The organism is Paraburkholderia sp. RL17-337-BIB-A (assembly GCF_046025895.1).
GTDB classification, from domain to species: Bacteria; Pseudomonadota; Gammaproteobacteria; order Burkholderiales; family Burkholderiaceae; genus Paraburkholderia; species Paraburkholderia fungorum_C.
In genome coordinates this window covers 90,822-107,058 of record NZ_JARESY010000004.1, presented here as the reverse complement: position 1 = coordinate 107,058, position 16,237 = coordinate 90,822, and the positions used below count along the sequence as shown (strand labels likewise).

General features: G+C 63.4%; 13 protein-coding genes. 6 read left to right on the top strand and 7 right to left on the bottom strand.

Annotated features, from left to right (window positions below; all coding sequences use genetic code 11):
- Positions 1–13: 13 nt before the first annotated feature.
- From P0D84_RS45535 to P0D84_RS45515, 5 genes are all read left to right on the top strand, one after another.
- Positions 14–535: a (2Fe-2S)-binding protein gene (locus P0D84_RS45535; protein ID WP_408351898.1), complete on the top strand. Its 522-nt coding sequence runs from the start codon at positions 14–16 to the stop codon at positions 533–535.
- A complete protein-coding gene (locus P0D84_RS45530) occupies positions 528–2,147 on the top strand; it encodes an AMP-binding protein (RefSeq protein ID WP_408350147.1) in 1,620 nt (539 codons plus the stop codon). Before P0D84_RS45535 ends, P0D84_RS45530 begins: the two co-directional genes overlap by 8 nt.
- Positions 2,148–2,151: 4 nt before the next feature.
- Entirely contained in the window at positions 2,152–2,958 is an 807-nt protein-coding gene (locus P0D84_RS45525) for an enoyl-CoA hydratase/isomerase family protein (RefSeq protein ID WP_408350144.1), read from the top strand.
- A 66-nt stretch (positions 2,959–3,024) separates the two neighbouring features.
- A complete protein-coding gene (locus P0D84_RS45520; RefSeq protein WP_408350141.1) occupies positions 3,025–4,758 on the top strand; it encodes a GMC family oxidoreductase in 1,734 nt (577 codons plus the stop codon).
- A 94-nt stretch (positions 4,759–4,852) separates the two neighbouring features.
- Entirely contained in the window at positions 4,853–6,229 is a 1,377-nt protein-coding gene (locus tag P0D84_RS45515) for an MFS transporter (protein WP_408350138.1), read from the top strand.
- A gap of 361 nt (positions 6,230–6,590) precedes the next feature.
- On the opposite strand, the gene P0D84_RS45510 is transcribed toward P0D84_RS45515, so the two are convergent.
- From P0D84_RS45510 to P0D84_RS45490, 5 genes are all read right to left on the bottom strand, one after another.
- Positions 6,591–7,364, bottom strand: a complete 774-nt coding sequence (locus P0D84_RS45510; RefSeq protein ID WP_408350135.1) for a 3-hydroxybutyrate dehydrogenase — start codon at positions 7,362–7,364, stop codon at positions 6,591–6,593.
- 47 nt (positions 7,365–7,411) lie between these two features.
- Positions 7,412–8,329: an L-threonate dehydrogenase gene (ltnD, locus tag P0D84_RS45505; protein WP_408350132.1), complete on the bottom strand. Its 918-nt coding sequence runs from the start codon at positions 8,327–8,329 to the stop codon at positions 7,412–7,414.
- A gap of 79 nt (positions 8,330–8,408) precedes the next feature.
- On the bottom strand, positions 8,409–9,755 hold the full coding sequence (locus P0D84_RS45500) for a four-carbon acid sugar kinase family protein (protein ID WP_408350129.1): 1,347 nt from the start codon (positions 9,753–9,755) through the stop codon (positions 8,409–8,411).
- A 17-nt stretch (positions 9,756–9,772) separates the two neighbouring features.
- Positions 9,773–10,549 carry a phytanoyl-CoA dioxygenase family protein gene (locus P0D84_RS45495; RefSeq protein ID WP_408350126.1) on the bottom strand — a complete coding sequence of 259 codons (777 nt, stop codon included), beginning with the start codon at positions 10,547–10,549 and terminating at the stop codon, positions 9,773–9,775.
- A 69-nt stretch (positions 10,550–10,618) separates the two neighbouring features.
- Positions 10,619–11,878, bottom strand: a complete 1,260-nt coding sequence (locus tag P0D84_RS45490) for a ribulose-bisphosphate carboxylase large subunit family protein (protein ID WP_408350123.1) — start codon at positions 11,876–11,878, stop codon at positions 10,619–10,621.
- A 245-nt stretch (positions 11,879–12,123) separates the two neighbouring features.
- Between P0D84_RS45490 and P0D84_RS45485 the strand changes: the two genes are divergently transcribed.
- A complete protein-coding gene (locus tag P0D84_RS45485; protein ID WP_408350120.1) occupies positions 12,124–13,029 on the top strand; it encodes a LysR substrate-binding domain-containing protein in 906 nt (301 codons plus the stop codon).
- Here P0D84_RS45485 and P0D84_RS45480 read toward each other — a convergent pair.
- Both P0D84_RS45480 and P0D84_RS45475 read right to left on the bottom strand, forming a co-directional pair.
- Entirely contained in the window at positions 13,026–14,894 is a 1,869-nt protein-coding gene (locus tag P0D84_RS45480; protein WP_408350117.1) for a TRAP transporter large permease, read from the bottom strand. The two genes, P0D84_RS45485 and P0D84_RS45480, sit on opposite strands and share 4 nt — an antisense overlap.
- Before the next feature lie 67 nt (positions 14,895–14,961).
- On the bottom strand, positions 14,962–16,014 hold the full coding sequence (locus P0D84_RS45475) for a TRAP transporter substrate-binding protein (protein ID WP_408350114.1): 1,053 nt from the start codon (positions 16,012–16,014) through the stop codon (positions 14,962–14,964).
- Positions 16,015–16,237 lie beyond the last annotated feature (223 nt).

Here is a 16,237-nt window from a genome sequence, read left to right as displayed (position 1 = left end):
CAAAGACAACATCATGCGGCAAGGCGACCGGCAGTGCATCACGCTGACGCTCAATGGCCGCGAACGCAGCGGCTATTGCGAGCCACGCGAACTGCTGTCGGATTTTATCCGTCACGAACTGGGCGCGACTGGCACGCATGTCGGTTGCGAACATGGCGTCTGCGGCGCGTGCACGGTACACATCGACGGCGTGGCAGGGCGTTCTTGCCTGATGCTGGCGGTGCAGGCGCAAGGGCGTCGCATCGATACGGTCGAGGGCCTCGCGCCCGATATCGTGCTCGGCGATCTGCAGCAGGCGTTTCAACGCCACCACGCGTTGCAGTGTGGCTTCTGTACGGCCGGCATTCTGATGTCGTGCGCGGACTATCTGAAGCGCGTGCCCGATCCCACCGAGGCGCAGGTGCGCGACATGCTCTCGGGCCATCTGTGCCGCTGTACGGGTTATACGCCGATCGTCGCAGCGGTGTTGGACGTGGCGGCAAGACGTCAGGCAGGCAAGCAGGCCGGTGAGACTGTGGAGACCGCTCATGCTTGATCTCGGTCGAACCTATCTGCAAAGCGTGGAGCGCAGCCCGAACGCGCTCGCTCTGGTCGATGGCGGCCTGACGCTGACTTATGCGCAGTGGCATCGCATCATTGTGAACGTCGCCGAAGGCCTGCGCGAACTGGGTCTCGCGCACGGGGACCGGCTGCTCGTCGTGCTGCAAAACCGCTGGGAAATGGCAACCTTACACTGGGCCTGCCAGTTCGCCGGCATCGTGATCGTGCCGTTGAACTGGCGCGCCAAGCCTGACGAACTCGACTACTGCGTGACCGATGCCGGCGTGAAGGCGATCGTCTATGAACCGGCCAGTGCCGAAGCGGTCACGCAAAGCACGGCTGCGCAGAATCTGCCGCGCATCGGGCTCGACGACGCGCAAGGCCACACCGCCAGATTCTCAACTCTCCTTGTCGAGTGCTCGCATGATGCAAGCATCCAGACCACTCGTGCGAATGCGGACGACTACTCGCTGATTCTCTACACGTCGGGCACGACAGGTAAGGCCAAAGGCGTGCCGCGCCGTCACCGTCATGAGCGGGCTGCCGCGCTCGCCCATGTCGCGCAGAACCTGTACCGGCATGGCGAGCGCACGCTCGGGGTGATGCCGTTGTATCACACGATGGGCGTGCGCTCGCTGCTCTCGATGGCAATGGTTGACGGCGTGTTCGTTTGCGCACGCCGCTGGAACGCGCGCTTCGCGCTCGATTCAATCGCGCAGTATCAGATCAGCTGTCTTTATCTGGTGCCGACGCTTTATCACGATCTGCTGGCCGATCCGGCTTTCGCCGATATCGACATGACCTCGGTCAAAAAGCTCGGCTTTGCCGGCGCACCGATGAACGACGGTTTGCTCAAGCGGCTCTCGGCTGCTTTCAAACCCGAACTGTTCGTCAATCACTACGGCTCGTCCGAGGTCTACACCTTCAGCATCGATCAGGACGCAACGCAGAAACCGGGCAGTGCAGGGCGTGCTGGCATCAATACGCGCCTGCGTGTCGTGAAGCTCGATGCGCAAACGCCGGAGGATCTGGCACAGGCTGGCGAAGAAGGCCAGATCATCGCCGACCTGCTCGGCGACGAAGCTTTCGAAGGCTACTGGAACCGCCCCGACGCCAACGCCAGGTCACTGCGCGACGGCTGGTATTTCACCGGCGACACCGGCTTCTTCGACGTCGAAGGCGACCTGTACGTGTCGGGACGCGTCGACGACATGATCATTAGCGGCGGCGAGAATATTTCGCCGGTCGATATCGAATCGGTGCTGTCTCTGCATCCCGCCGTCGACGACGTGGCGGTGGCAGGCGTGAAAGACGAGCGGTGGGGCCAACGGGTCGTCGCCTTCGTCAAACGCCGCGAATACGTCGATGCCGAAACGCTCGATGCGTATTGCCGCACGTCCGATCTCGTCAACTTCAAGCGGCCGCGCGAATACGTCTTCGTTGACGACATTCCGAAATCGCCGGTTGGCAAGATTTTGCGCCGCAAGCTGTCCGCGGGCGAGTACGAACGCGACGAACGTGGTCAGCCTCACGACGGTAACGACGGCAACGACAGCCGCGCCAGCGGCGAATTCATTGCCACACACACGGAAACTACCAAGGAGTAACCCCATGACCGACTTGATCCACCGCGGCCAGAGCCTGCTGCAAGAACTCGACGGCTTTTCGATAGAGATCGACGCCGAACGCGAGCGGGCCGACATTGTCCTGCATCGCCCGCCGTTTAACGTGATTTCGATGCATGCACGCGACCAGTTGCGTGCGGCCTTCGAAGCACTCGACGAAGACGAGCGCGTGCGCGTGATCGTCGTGCGCGCCACGGGTGAACACTTCTCGAGCGGCGGCGACATCAAGGGCTTTCTCGAGGCGTCGCCGGAACACGTGTCCAAACTCGCCTGGAATATCGCGGCACCCGCGCGCTGTTCGAAGCCGGTGATCGCCGCCAATCGCGGTTTCTGCTTCGGCGTGGGTTTCGAACTGTCGCTCGCGTGCGATTTCCGCATCGCTACCGACACGACCTTCTACGCACTGCCGGAACAGAAGCTCGGCCAGATCCCGGGCTCGGGCGGCTCGGCGCGTTTGCAGCAGATGGTCGGCGTCGGCCGAACCAAGGACATCGTCATGCGCTCGCGCCGCATTCCGGGTAAGCAGGCCTACGACTGGGGCATCGCGGTGGAGTGCGTGGCCGATGCGCAACTCGAAGCCACGACCGATGCGTTGGTGGAAGAACTGCGGGCCTTCTCGCCGCTCGCGCAACGCACCGCCAAGAAGCTGCTGAACGATAGCGAAGATGCGCCGCTCTCGATCGCGATCGAACTCGAAGGGCATTGCTATAGCCGTCTGCGCACGTCCGACGATTTCCGCGAGGGGGTCGAAGCGTTTCATGGCAAACGCAAGCCGGTGTTTCGGGGCAGTTGAACCGAACGCAGCACAACATAGCCGCAACACCCCGTAGCGAATAAAAGACCGCAGGAGACAAGGCATATGGATCGTTTCGATTACGTGATTGTGGGCGGTGGATCGGCCGGATGTGTGCTTGCGCATCGGTTATCGGCGGTACCGTCGTTGCGCGTCGCGTTGATCGAGGCGGGCAAGGATACGCCGCCGGGTGCCGTGCCCGCGGCGATTCTCGACAGCTATCCCATGCCAGTCTTCTGTGGCGACACGTACATCTGGCCGGAGCTCAAAGCGAGCGCGACCCGAACGGCCGCACCGCGTGTGTATGAGCAAGCGCGCGTAATGGGTGGCGGATCGAGTATCAACGTGCAATCGGCCAATCGCGGCCTGCCGCGCGACTACGACGGTTGGGCCGCCAATGGCGCAACCGGCTGGGCCTGGCAGGACGTGCTGCCGTATTTCCGCAAGCTCGAACGAGACGTGAATTTCCCGGAAGGCGAATTGCACGGCGGCGATGGGCCGGTACCGATTCGCCGTGTCCTTCAGGCCGACTGGCCGCCGTTCTGCCATGCGTTTGCCGACGGGATGCGTAAGAACGGCTTCGCCAGCCTGCAGGACCAGAACGGCGAATTCGGTGACGGCTACTTTCCCGGCGCGTTCTCGAATCTCGACGACAAGCGCGTGTCCACCGCTGTCGCCTATCTCGACGAAGCGACACGCAAGCAGCCCAATCTCACCGTGTATTCGAACCTGCGGGTCGAGCGCATCGTGATGCAAGGCACCGCTGCGCAAGGCGTGGTGGCAGTCGCGCCCAACGGCGAGCACGTGCAATTGGACGCGAACGAAGTGATCGTAAGCGCGGGCGCGCTTCAGTCGCCCGCGCTGTTGATGCGCGCGGGCATCGGCTCGAAGCATGAACTCGACGATCTCGGCATCGGATGCCTGGTCGATCTGCCGGGCGTGGGGCGTAATCTCCAGGATCATCCGTCGCTGACCTTCTGCCATTTTCTCGAGCGACGTTATCGCATGCCTTTGTCGCGGCGCCGCGCGAGCATGACGGCCGCGCGTTTCACCTCGGGCGTTGCAGGGTGCGATGTGTCCGACCTGTATCTGTCGAGTGCGACTCGTGCCGCATGGCATGCGCTCGGCAACCGGCTCGGGTTGTTCTTTCTCTGGTGCAACCGCCCGTATTCTCGCGGCCATGTGCGACTCGTTTCACCCGACCCCGCAGTGCCGCCACGCGTCGATCTGAATCTGCTCGACGATCCACGCGATGTCGCGCGCCTCGCTGTCGGCGTACGAATGCTGGCGAAAATCGTCGCGGACTCGGGGCTCGGTCACGATCCACGCGACTTTTTTCCCGCGGCGTTTTCGCCGTGGGTCAAGGCGCTTAGCCGCGTTGGAACCCGCAACGCCGCGCTGACCTCGATGCTCGGCATGTTGCTCGACACACCAGCGCCGATCCGGCGGGCGTTGATCGAACGGTTTTTCACGCGAGGCCACCAAATGTCCGCACTGCTTGCCGATGAGCACGCGCTCGAGGCGTTCATTCGCGCCAATGTGTTCGGCGTATGGCACGCGAGCGGCACCTGCAAGATGGGCGATGTGAACGATCTCATGGCTGTGACGGACAACGCGGGCCGCGTGCGTGGCACGCAGGGCTTGCGGGTCGTCGATGCGTCACTGATGCCACGGCTGCCCTCCGCGAATACGAATATCCCGACCATCATGATGGCCGAAAAGATCGCCGACGCGATGCTGGCGCGAGGTTACCCGGCCTCAGCGTCGAGCACGACGGCGCTCCCGGTGGCCGGTCGATAAAGCTTTTTTAGCACCACTACCAGCACGCAATCCAGAACGTGCCTTAAAACAGGGACGATCAAAAGACGTCCCGCTGAAATTCAAGGAGATGACGATGTCCGTAGCAGCGCAGAATGGCGCCGCCTTGCCCGCGGTAAACCAGCGGCAAGTGATGGGTGCAGTAGTGGCCTCGTGCCTCGGTTGGGCACTGGATTTGTTCGATCTGTTCGTCTTGCTGTTCGTCGCCCCGGTAGTTGGACGATTGTTCTTTCCGTCCGAACACGCCATGCTCTCGCTGGCTGCGGTCTATGCATCGTTTGCCGTGACCCTGCTGATGCGCCCGCTTGGCTCGGCATGGTTCGGCTCCTACGCGGACCGGCACGGACGCAAGGGCGCAATGATCACTGCGGTGGTCGGCGTGGGGCTCTCGACGGCAGCCTTCGGCTTGCTGCCGACGGTCGCGCAAGTCGGCCTGGTCGCGCCGATCCTGTTCCTGATGCTGCGTTTGATACAAGGCGTATTCGTCGGCGGCGTGGTGGCGTCGACGCACACCATCGGCACCGAATCGGTTGCGCCGAAATATCGCGGCGCCGTGTCGGGGCTGATCGGTGGTGGCGGGGCGGGACTCGGCGCATTGCTCGCATCGCTCGCCTATCTGGCGATGTCGGCGATCTTCCCGGGCGACCTGTTCGACGTGTGGGGCTGGCGCTGCATGTTCTTCACCGGCATCGTCAGCTCGATTCTCGGCTTGTTCGTCTTCAGTAGTCTGGAAGAGTCGCCGCTGTGGAAGAAGCTGGCCGCCGAGAAGGCCGCCATGGCCGCAATGCAGAACACAGGCGCGCCGGTCGAGGTCGTGCGCTCGCCGATCCGCACGCTGTTTTCACGCGACTATCGCTCGATTCTGTTCGTCAATCTGCTGCTGACGATCGGTGGTGGCAGCGGTTATTACCTCACGTCCGGCTACCTGCCGACCTTCCTCAAGGTGGTGAGCCACGCACCGAACGGCGCCGCGGCCGCGATTCTCATGATCTCCAGCGTCGCGGTGCTCATCGCGTCCATCGCGGCGGGACATCTGAGCACCTTCATCGGACGCAAGAGCGCGTTCGTCTGGATAGGCCTGATTCGCCTGTTCGCGCTGCCTGCGCTGTTCCTGCTGCTGCCCACGGCGCAAAGCATCACGATAATCGGCGTTTACGCGGTGATTCTGAGCGCGCTCGGTAGCGCCGGTTACGCGCCGCTTCTGATCTTCCTGAACGAACGCTTTCCGACCGCGATTCGCGCTACCGGCACGGGGCTGTCATGGAACATCGGCTTCGCGATCGGCGGGATGATGCCGACCGCCGTCTCGCTGGTGGCGAAAGACGCCAGCCAGTTGCCGATGACCCTCGCGATCTTCGCCGGTGCGATCAGCGTGATTTTCCTCGCGGGGGCGTTCGTCGTGCCGGAGACACGCGGCAAGCTCGATAACGACGCCGCTCGTGAGCCGGCCTAATACATTCCAGCAGGCGCAAAAGCGCGCCAGCATCGCTCAGATACAGGAGACATCAATGAAATACGACGCGGACTTCAGAGCGCGCTCATACCAGTTTCGTGACGATTATGTTGCGGCCACGGCGCCCTGGTATCGCGTGAAATGCATCTTGGCGTCACGCTGCTCTTCACGGGTGGCGTGATCGCGTATTGTGACCACAAGTCGTCGTCGCATACTTTGCGAGGGCGAGGGCGAGGGCGCGGGTGGCGCTTTCATCTGAAGTGCGCGATGGAAGTGCGGATCGGTAACGGATCGCAAGGTGCTATAGATCACCGACCGCACGGACAACGGCACGGACAAGGCGGACCGTCGGGCGCATCCGTCACTGCGCCGTCCACCCCCCATCGACCTGCCACGCCACGCCGCGCACATTGTCCCCGCCGGGCGAGCATATGAACACCGCAAGCGCGCCCAACTGCTCCGGCGTCGTGAACTGCAGCGACGGCTGCTTCGCGGCCAGAAACGCATGGGTGGCGTCATCGTGCGACATGCCTCGTTGGGCTGCGAACGCCGCGATCTGCCGCTCGACCATCGACGTCAGCACCATCCCCGGACAGATCGCATTGCAAGTCACGCCGCTCGTTACGTTCTCCAGTGCGACGGCCTTGGTCAGTCCGATGATTGCGTGTTTGGCGGCCACATAGGCCGATTTGTTCGGCGATGCGACGAGTGAATGCGTCGAACCTATATTGATGATGCGCCCCCAGTTCGCCGCCTTCATCGCCGGCAGCGCGAGACGGGTCGTGTGAAATGCGCTCGACAGGTTCACTGCGATCATCGCGTCCCAGCGGTCCTCCGGGAAATCTTCGGTCGCGGCGATGTACTGCATGCCGGCATTGTTGATGACGATGTCGATCCGGCCGAAGCGTTCCGCGGCGGCGCGCATCATGTTCGCGATCTGCATCGGGCCGGCCATATCGGCGCGAAAGTAGGCGACCTGCGTGCCGTGCGCCGCAACCTGCGCGGTGGCTTCGTGCGCGTCGTCCGCGCGGCCGTTTAGCGCAATGTTGGCGCCGGCCCTGGCCAGCGCGATCGCGATGCCGAGGCCGATGCCGCCAGTGGAACCGGTGATAAGCGCTGTTTTTCCTTCAAGCATGAGTGTGTCCCTAGTGTCATTGAGCCGTTGAATGAAGCCAGGATGCATCAGCGATCGCCGTCTGTCTGTTTGCATCGTGGCAGTTCAATACCCGGGAAAATCTTGATGACCGCGCTGTCGTCTTCGCGCGCAAAACCGGCCGCACTCGCCTGCATGAACATCTGGTGCGCGGAGCTCGACAGCGGCAGCGGAAACTTGCTCGAGCGCGCCAGATCGAGCACAAGTCCAAGATCCTTGACGAAGATGTCCACCGCGGACAGCGGCGTATAGTCGCCGGCCAGTACATGCGCGATCCGGTTCTCGAACATCCAGCTGTTGCCGGCGCTGTGCGTGATGACCTCGTACAGCGCATGCGGATCGACGCCTTCGCGCAGGCCGAGCGCCATCGCTTCGGCGGCGACCGCGCCGTGCACGCCGGCCAGCAATTGGTTGATGAGCTTCACCTTGCTGCCAGCGCCGGCTTCGTGGCCAAGGCGGTACACCTTGGCGGCGATCGCCTCGAGCACCACGTCGCACCGCTCGTATGCAGCCGGGACGCCGGACGTCATCATCGTCAGCTCGCCGTTCGCCGCGCGGACGGGGCCGCCGGAGATCGGCGCGTCCAGATACAGCACGCCGAGTTCGGCGATGCGCGCGGCGAATTCGCTCGAGCGGTCGGGCGGCACAGTGCTGCACATTACGAACACGCTGCCGGGTTTCATCACCGCGGCGCAGCCAGCCGGGCCGAACAGCACCTGCTCGGTCTGCGCGGCATCGACCACCACGCTGATCACCACGTCGCACCGTGCGGCCAGCTCGGCCGGATTTGCGCAGCCGGTCGCGCCGTCGGCGATAAAGCTTTCGACAGCGGCCGCGCGCGCGTCGCATACGTGAGTCGCGAAGCCGGCGCGCAGCAGCGAGCGCGCGATGCCCGAGCCCATCGCGCCAAGTCCGATGACGCCCGTGGCGGGGTGCAATGTATTCATTCGAACGCCTCTCGATGCCGATGGTATGAAGGAATAAAAACGGGTGGGGCGCCAGGCAGATGCGCGCAACGGTGTCCGCTCACACCCAGCCGTCGCCTTCGAGCGCGCGGCCTAAGTAGTCGTCGGTGCCGTTCTGCCCGGCCTTGAGCAGTACCTGCATGCCATCGAACGGGCTGCCCTGCGCGCGGACCCGCATGAAGGCTTCGTTGGTCGCAGTGTTGACCGCGTCGATCGTCAATGCGTCGACGCCGAGTCGGCGCATCGTCTGGCTCGACGTATCGCCACCTGCGAGTACAACGCGCGGCAGGCGCCGGCTCGCTACGACACGCCGCAATACAGCGCCATACACGGCGCCGATCACCGCCGACGATTCGCTGGCCATGCTGTCGAACACGCTGCGGCCCGCGGCGATCGACGCATCGTCGGGACCGGCGGCCGCATAGACGATGATGCTGCGCCGCGCGGCGAGCGCGTCGAGAATCTCGGCGACAAGTTGTTCGACGACCTGCGTTTCGTCCTGTGTGCCGAACTTTTCGACTGGCAGTCGCAGCGTGCGCCACCCATGCGCCTGCGCATACGCGATCTGCGACGCCGTGCGCGGCGAGCAACTTCCCGATAGCACGACGAGGCTTTCCACCGGCTTTTGCGGCGCGTGGCTCACCGTGCCGGTCTCGCCGAGTTCGGCGAGATGACTGCCGAGGCCCGCGGCGAAACCGTGCGCCGACAGCGTGAACAGCGGCTGTTGCCGCGACGCCCGCCACACCGCGCGCGCGACGGTTACAAGGTCGCGCCGCTCGATCGCGTCGAATACGGTCGCCGCCGCATCGGAGCTCGCCAGCAGGTCGTCGAGCGCGCCGTCGCTCGCCGCACGCAGCGACGGCAGATCGCACAGCGCGATCGGCAGCGCTGTCTGCGCGGCCAGATGCCTGCGCAGATCCGCCTCGTGCATCGGCGTGGCCGGATGGTTCGCCATGCTCGGGTGGCGATCGAGCCGGAACACGCTGCCCTGATAGACGGAAAAGTGATTGCCGAATACCGTGTAGCGGCCGAAGTCCGGATGGGCTGGCACGATCGGTATCGTGCGCGTGCCGAACAGCGTGCGCGCCAGTTCGAGCACGGTGCCGAAGTTGCCGCGCACAGGCGACGAATCGAACGTCGCGCAGATCTTGTACTGGATCAGGCGCGCCCCCATCGTGCGGAACAGTTCGAATGCGGGCCGCACTTCGCGCTCCATCGCCGCCGGCGCGAGCGAGCGGCTCACGCCAGCGATGCCGATCACGTCCGCATTACCACGGTAAGCGGTGAGTTGCGCGGCGCTCGGCGTATCGACGAACAGCACGCCGCGCAGTCCGCGGCAATGAAACTCAAGCAGGTTCGCGGCGGCGCCCGTGAAGTCGTCGCCGTAGAAACAGATGGGCTCTCGCATCGGCCGTGTCTCGCGGTTCAGGCCGTGTGATGCGCGGTCGCGTGCTGGACCGCCCGTTCCACCGCGACAATCGGCTCGAAGGACCGGTGCGCGATATACGGCGGACGCGTCGGCCGGAGCAGATGGTTCGACAGCGCCGAATAGGTGACGTACAGGATGCGGCGCGGCAGCGGCGTGATGTTGCCCGCCGAACCATGCACGACGTCGCCGTGGAACAGCAGCACGCTGCCCGCGCGGCCCTCGGCGATCGCGATGTCGTCGCCGGAGCGGATCAGGCGCACCACGTCCTTGCGTTCGAGCCAGCGGCGGCCGTTGACGTCTTCCGCGTAGATCATGCCTTCCTTGTGGCTACCCAGCACAAACATCAGCGCCCCGTTGGACGCGTGGACGTCGTCGAGAAAGATCGCGGCGTTCATCGCGCGGGCTTCAGGCATGCCGTCGTCTTCATGCCAGGTCACGAAGTCCTGGTGCCACGGGAAGGTGTCGCCCTCGAACGCGACTTTTGGATTGACCTTGAACTGGTGGATATACAACTGCTCACCGATGATCTGTTCGACTGGTTTGACGAGCCGGCTGTCCAACGTCAGCGCGCGAAATACCTCGTTGTATTCATGGCAGCCGAACGCGGTGCGCGGCTCGCCGTTTTTCTCGCGCCAGATTTCCGGCCGATGGTGCTGGAAGATCGCGTTCGATTCGTCGCGCAGCGCGATTACTTCGTCGAGCGAGAACACGTCCGGCACGAGCAGAAAGCCGTTGTCGTCGAACTGTTGATGTTGTTCCGCAGTAAGTTTCATTGCCTGTCTCCTGATCCGTCTTTGCTGATTGTGGTGTCGATGCCGGTATCCGTTAGCGGCGCCTGCAGCCTACTTGCCGAATTTGTCGATCGCCGCCCGCAATTCAGGCCGCGAGCTCGCGTACTCGGTGAGGTCGGCGCCGGCAAGCGCCGCTTCCCACCCCTGCTGCATGCTGCGCACCCCCGCAGTGACGCCATGCGGATGCGCCATGATGCCGCCGCCCGCCATATGCAACAAATCGACGGTGCCGGTCGCCGCATACGTGGTGATGGCCGAGCCGGCCCACTGTGCGGACGACACCGCTGGCATCACCGTATAGCCGCCGAACATCGGCGTGAGGCAGTCCTTGATCGACTGCGTCACCTCTTCGTTCGCCTGATAAAACTTGCTGTCGATTCCGCCGACATGCAGATGGTCAACGCCGGCGAGACGCGCGAGCTTCTGGTACGCGGTAAAGCCCACGCCGAGCAGCGGGCAGCGCGACAGCGCGCCGATCGTCGCGCGGTGGCCGTGAATCGGCAGTGCGCTATGACGGCGCAGCCACGCTACGCCCGCGAAGCCGATGCTGTTGACCGCCACCATCACGCAGTTGCCGCCGTGTTCGAGCACGAGGTCGTGGCCGCGCCGCAGTTCATCGATGTCGCCGGTGATGTTGAACGCGTACATCACCTTCTTGCCGGTCTCGTCCGCCGCGCGTTCGATCTCGTCCATCACCGCGGCGACCCGTTCGGCGAGCGGCGCATACGGCGGGTTGCCGCATAGTTCATCATCCTTGATGAAGTCGAGACCCGCTAGCGCGAGTTCGCGCACCCGAACGCGCAACTCCTGCGTCGAGAGACCGATGCTCGGTTTGACGATCGTGCCGATCAACGCGCGGTCGTACACATCGACCAGTTTGCGCGTGCCTTCGATGCCGAAGGCCGGCCCCGGATAACGTGCGCCGAACGCATCGGGCAGATCGAGGTCGAGCAGCCTCAAGCCTGACAGTTGCTGCAATTCATACAGATTGCCCGCGACGGTGGTGAACAGGTTCGGCAGCGACGGCCCGAAGTTGTGTAGCGGAAAAGAGATCGCGATCTCGCCGCGTTGATAACGTACCGGGCCGGACGAGCGCGCCGGCGTGCAGCCGGGCAGTGCCGGCGCATCGACCGTTTCGAGCGGCGTGATGCTGACGACTTGCGCGCCGAAGCGCTCCTTGAGTTCGGCGGTTTCGCCCGGCACTGTAACGAAGGTGCCGCTCGACTGTTCGCCGGCGATCAGCTCGGCCGCATGTCCGAGAGGGTACGGCGATTCGACAAGATAACGGGCTACGACGCGATCCTGGCTCATGATGCGATTCCCGTTGCTACGCCAGGCGAGCGCAGGCGCGCCTCGATGTCAGGCATGGTGTTCTCCTTGGTCCGGTTGCGAAAAGCTTTGCATGACTTGCGACGAGTCTAGGATCCGCGTAGCAAGCAGACAATCGACTTTTTTTCGGCAAGCCGTGAGAAAAACGCAATGCAGATGGTTAGAATAACTGACGAGATTCATTTCGATTTAAACACTTCGTTTTCCATCGCTTACTTCCATTCCCAATGTCAGTGCTTCGTCCATCGCTAAACGCCCTTAGAGCCTTTGAAGCTTCCGTCAGGCTCGGCAGCATGACGCTTGCCGCCAACGAACTGGGGGTGACGCCCGGCGCCGTTAGCCGTCACATTCAATCGCTCGAAACGATTTTCTCGATCACGCTGCTCAAGCGCCTCGGACAGTCGGTCGAACCCACGTCCGAAGGCAGGCGGCTTGCGGTCAGCCTGTCCGAAGGATTTCAACTGATCAACGCGAGCGTGCAGCAGTTGCAGCCCGGCCCGCTGACCGTGTCGTGTTCCGCAACGATCATGATGTACTGGCTGATTCCGCGGCTTGCGCGGTTCAAGCAGGCGTATCCGGATGTCGAAGTGCTGCTGAACGTCAACTACGGGCCGCTGGATCTCGCGCGCGAGGAGGTCAGCGTCGCGATCCGCAACGACATGCTGGCGCCGCCGCAGGACGTGATCGTCAAGCATCTGATGAAGGAAGAGACAGGACTTGTCTGCGCGCCCGGATTCTTCGAAAAGCACGGTGAGCGTGGCCTCGACGATCTGCTGAAAATGCGCATCCTGGCCACCAAGACGCGGCCACGGGCATGGCGCGACTGGCTTGCGCGCGTGGGGCGGCAGGATCTCGACGTGATGCCGCACGACGTCTACGAACATTTCTATCTGATGATCCAGGCGGCGTCGTGCGGGCTTGGCATCGCGATCGCTCCGCGCATGATGGTCGAGGAGGAGATCGGCTCGGGGCGGCTCGTCGCGCCGTATGGCTTCGAAGAAGGGGAGTACAACATCGTGTTGTGGATCGCGCCCAGCCTGCGCTCGTCGAAAGACCTGCAGGCGCTCGTCGCGTGGCTGCGCAAGGAAGGCGCCGGCGACACCGCGCCGATGAACGGCACGGGCTCGCATTAGAGAAATCCGACTGAGAACCACGGCACGGCCGTGACGACGGCGATGCCTACGAGGAGCGCCGCCAGATACGGCCAGATCTTGCGCATCGCGCTCGACGGATCCACGCCGCCGATCACACAGGCCGAGTAGTAACCGACACCGAACGGTGGTGCGAACAGCCCGATCCCCATCGAAAGCACCACAACGATCGCGTAGTGAACTTCGCTGATGCCCATGGTGCGCGCGATCGGAAACAGCAGCGGTCCGAACAGCACCACTGCCGGAATGCCTTCGAGCACGCTGCCGAGCACGATGAACGCGATCACCGACACCGCAAGAAAGGTCGGCGCGCCGCCGGGCAGCGCTGCCATCGCAGCGGCGAGTTCGATCGAGAATCCCGATTGCGTCAGCGCCCATGCCATCGCCGTCGCCGTGCCGATGATCAGCAGAATCGAGCCCGACAGCGCGGCTGTCTGGATCATCATTGGCCGCATCCGGCGCCATTCGAACTTGCGATAGATGAGCAAGCCGACGATCAGCGAATACATCACGCCGACCGTAGACACTTCGGTCGCGGTCGCCACGCCTTCCACCACCGCGCCACGAATCACCACGGGCAGCGCAAGCGCCGGTAGCGCAATCACGAAGGTTTTCAGAAGACGCCGCACGTCAATGCGACCCACCGTGTCGGGCGCATGCTTGCGGTGCCGATACCACACCACCGCGCACAGCGCGAGGCCTAGCGCGATCGCCGGCATCAGGCCGCCGGTGAAAAGCGCGGTAATCGATACTCCGGTAACCGAACCAATCGTGATCAGCACAATGCCAGGTGGAATCGTCTCGGTTTGCGCGCCGGTCGCGGCCAGCAACGCAACCAGTTCGCCCGGATCCGAGCCGCGCCGCTTCATCTCGGGAAACAGAACCGGCGCGACCGCTGCCATGTCGGCGACTTTTGAACCTGAAATTCCTGACAGCAGATACATTGCGCCGACGAGCGCATACGACAGCCCGCCGCGAACCGGACCCAGCGCCTGCGCGAGAAAATTGACGAGCGCGGCGGCGATGCCGGTCATCTCCATCAGATAACCGAGGAACACGAAGAGCGGCACGGCCAGCAGGATCGGATGCGACATGCCTTCGTCCATCCGGCCGACCACCACGGTCAGCGGCACGCTGGTCGTCAACGCCAGATAGGCGAACGTCGCGATACCGAACGTGAACGCGATCGGCACGCCGGAAAAGATACCGATCGCGACGATGACGACGAAGAAGATCACCAGATTCAGGTTGCCGAGATTCTCGAACACCGGCTGGAGCGTATATAGCGCGCCGGCGAGCAACGCGATGCCCATGATCGCCAGCAGCACCGTGCGCCGCTGAGCCACCTGCGCGAGCTGAATCACGCTCGATATCACCAGCAGCACGGCGCCGACCGGCAGCGCGGCGGCTCGCCATACCGTCGAAATCTGGAGCGCGGGAGACGTAACGTCGATCGCATCGTTCGCGTAACTCCATGTCGGTAGCACGATCAGCAGCAGGAACACGAGTGCGGCGGCGATCGCGAATACATCGAGCATCGCGCGCAGCGTGGGTGACGCACGGTCGACCAGCACCGTCATCCGCATGTGGTTACCGCGCCAGAAGGCGATAACCGCGCCCAGCATCGCGAGCCACAGAAACAGCAGCGAGCCGAGTTCATCCGACCAGTCGAGCGGATGCTGGAATATGTAGCGCGCGACGACGCCGCTGAACAGAATCACCGTCTCCACGGCGACCAGCAGCGCCGCAGCGCTTTCGATGGCCCAGACCAGCGCCGCGCGGGCTTTCGCCAGCCCCGTTTCGACGTCTTGCGAGGGGGCGGCGGTCATTGTCAGATTGTGTCTCATGGTCAAGTCTCGTGATTGCTTCCCGTCATGTTCCCGGACGCCGCGCAGGGCGGCGCCGGGGCCGTGCTCAGGCGAGCTTGCCCACGGTCTGTTCGAGCAGGCTCCATGCTTTCGGATCGAACTGCCGCTGCCAGTCCTTGTAGAACGACGTCTTGCTGAGCGCGGCGCGGAACGCCTGCTGATCCACGTCGATGAATTGCAGGCCCTTCGCCCCCAGACTGCTGCGCAAGCTCACGCTGCTGGCCGCGATTTCGCTGCGCTGATCGCCGATCGAGCGATTGAACTCATCGGTGATGATCGTACGCACCGCGGGCGGAAGCTTCATCCACGCGCGCTGATTGCCGAGCAGCCAGAAGCCGTCCCAGATGTGATTGGTGAAGCTGCAGTATTTCTGAACCTCGTACAGCTTGCCGGAGTTGATGATCGCGAGCGGGTTCTCTTCGCCATCCACGATGTGTGTTTGCAGCGAGGTGTACAGATCCGAGTAGTTGATCGGTGTGGGGCCGGCGTGGAATGCATTGAACAGCATCGTGTAGGCCGGTGTCGGCGGCACGCGCAGCTTGAAGCCGGCGAGATCGGCGGGCAGTCTGATCGGCCGCGACGAGGACGTGACCTGGCGGAAGCCGTTGTCCCACATGCGCGCGACCGCGACAATCGTACCGGTCTTGTTGATGCCGTCGCGGATGTAGTCGCCGAGCGCGCCGTCCACGGCGGCCCATACGTGCGAGTAGTCGCTGAATGCGAAGCCGGTGCTGAGGATGCCGGACGATCGCACATAGTTGCCCAGGTTGCCATGCCCGAGGACCATGAATTCGACTGCACCGGTGCGCGTCTGCGTCAGCGTGTCGGCGTCGGAACCGAGTACGTTGGCGGGGAACAGTTTGATCTCGACCTGGCCGTGCGTCGCTTCGCGGATGCGGCCAAACGCCTCGCTCGCGCGCACGTTCAACGGATGGTCGCCTTGCAGCGCAGTCGCGAACTTGTAGTTGAATTCTGCGGCTCTCACCCCTTTGGGCAGAATGCCGAAGAGCGGCAACGCCAGTGCACTCCTGATCAGCGTCCGGCGTGTAGTTTTGCTTTGCGACAGGCGTGCGTGCGCCTTCACTTTCGTGGCTTGCATGTCTCCTCCGGTTACGGGCAGTGCCCTTATGTTCTGGTGGTGAAGATCTCCTCGCCGCGGTATTCGTCCGCGTTTGTCTATTTTTGATTCTAGGGGCGACGCGATTGCATCCCTAACGAGTTTTTATTCGCTTCTGCTTGAGGAAAACTCAAACCCGAAGTGCCGTCGCCGGCTTCGGCCAACGCCGCTTCCACGCCGGCTCTGCTGTTAAAAGTGTTGACAC

Bases quoted from the DNA above. Each gene is read 5' to 3' on its own strand.
- P0D84_RS45520 (WP_408350141.1), top strand. From the start codon at position 3,025: ATGGATCGTTTCGATTACGTGATTGTGGGCGGTGGATCGGCCGGATGT.
- P0D84_RS45475 (WP_408350114.1), bottom strand. From the start codon at position 16,014: ATGCAAGCCACGAAAGTGAAGGCGCACGCACGCCTGTCGCAAAGCAAA.
- P0D84_RS45525 (WP_408350144.1), top strand. From the start codon at position 2,152: ATGACCGACTTGATCCACCGCGGCCAGAGCCTGCTGCAAGAACTCGAC.
- P0D84_RS45490 (WP_408350123.1), bottom strand. From the start codon at position 11,878: ATGAGCCAGGATCGCGTCGTAGCCCGTTATCTTGTCGAATCGCCGTAC.
- P0D84_RS45510 (WP_408350135.1), bottom strand. From the start codon at position 7,364: ATGCTTGAAGGAAAAACAGCGCTTATCACCGGTTCCACTGGCGGCATC.
- P0D84_RS45515 (WP_408350138.1), top strand. From the start codon at position 4,853: ATGTCCGTAGCAGCGCAGAATGGCGCCGCCTTGCCCGCGGTAAACCAG.
- P0D84_RS45530 (WP_408350147.1), top strand. From the start codon at position 528: ATGCTTGATCTCGGTCGAACCTATCTGCAAAGCGTGGAGCGCAGCCCG.
- P0D84_RS45485 (WP_408350120.1), top strand. From the start codon at position 12,124: ATGTCAGTGCTTCGTCCATCGCTAAACGCCCTTAGAGCCTTTGAAGCT.
- P0D84_RS45480 (WP_408350117.1), bottom strand. From the start codon at position 14,894: ATGAGACACAATCTGACAATGACCGCCGCCCCCTCGCAAGACGTCGAA.
- ltnD (WP_408350132.1), bottom strand. From the start codon at position 8,329: ATGAATACATTGCACCCCGCCACGGGCGTCATCGGACTTGGCGCGATG.
- P0D84_RS45500 (WP_408350129.1), bottom strand. From the start codon at position 9,755: ATGCGAGAGCCCATCTGTTTCTACGGCGACGACTTCACGGGCGCCGCC.
- P0D84_RS45495 (WP_408350126.1), bottom strand. From the start codon at position 10,549: ATGAAACTTACTGCGGAACAACATCAACAGTTCGACGACAACGGCTTT.
- P0D84_RS45535 (WP_408351898.1), top strand. From the start codon at position 14: ATGCGGCAAGGCGACCGGCAGTGCATCACGCTGACGCTCAATGGCCGC.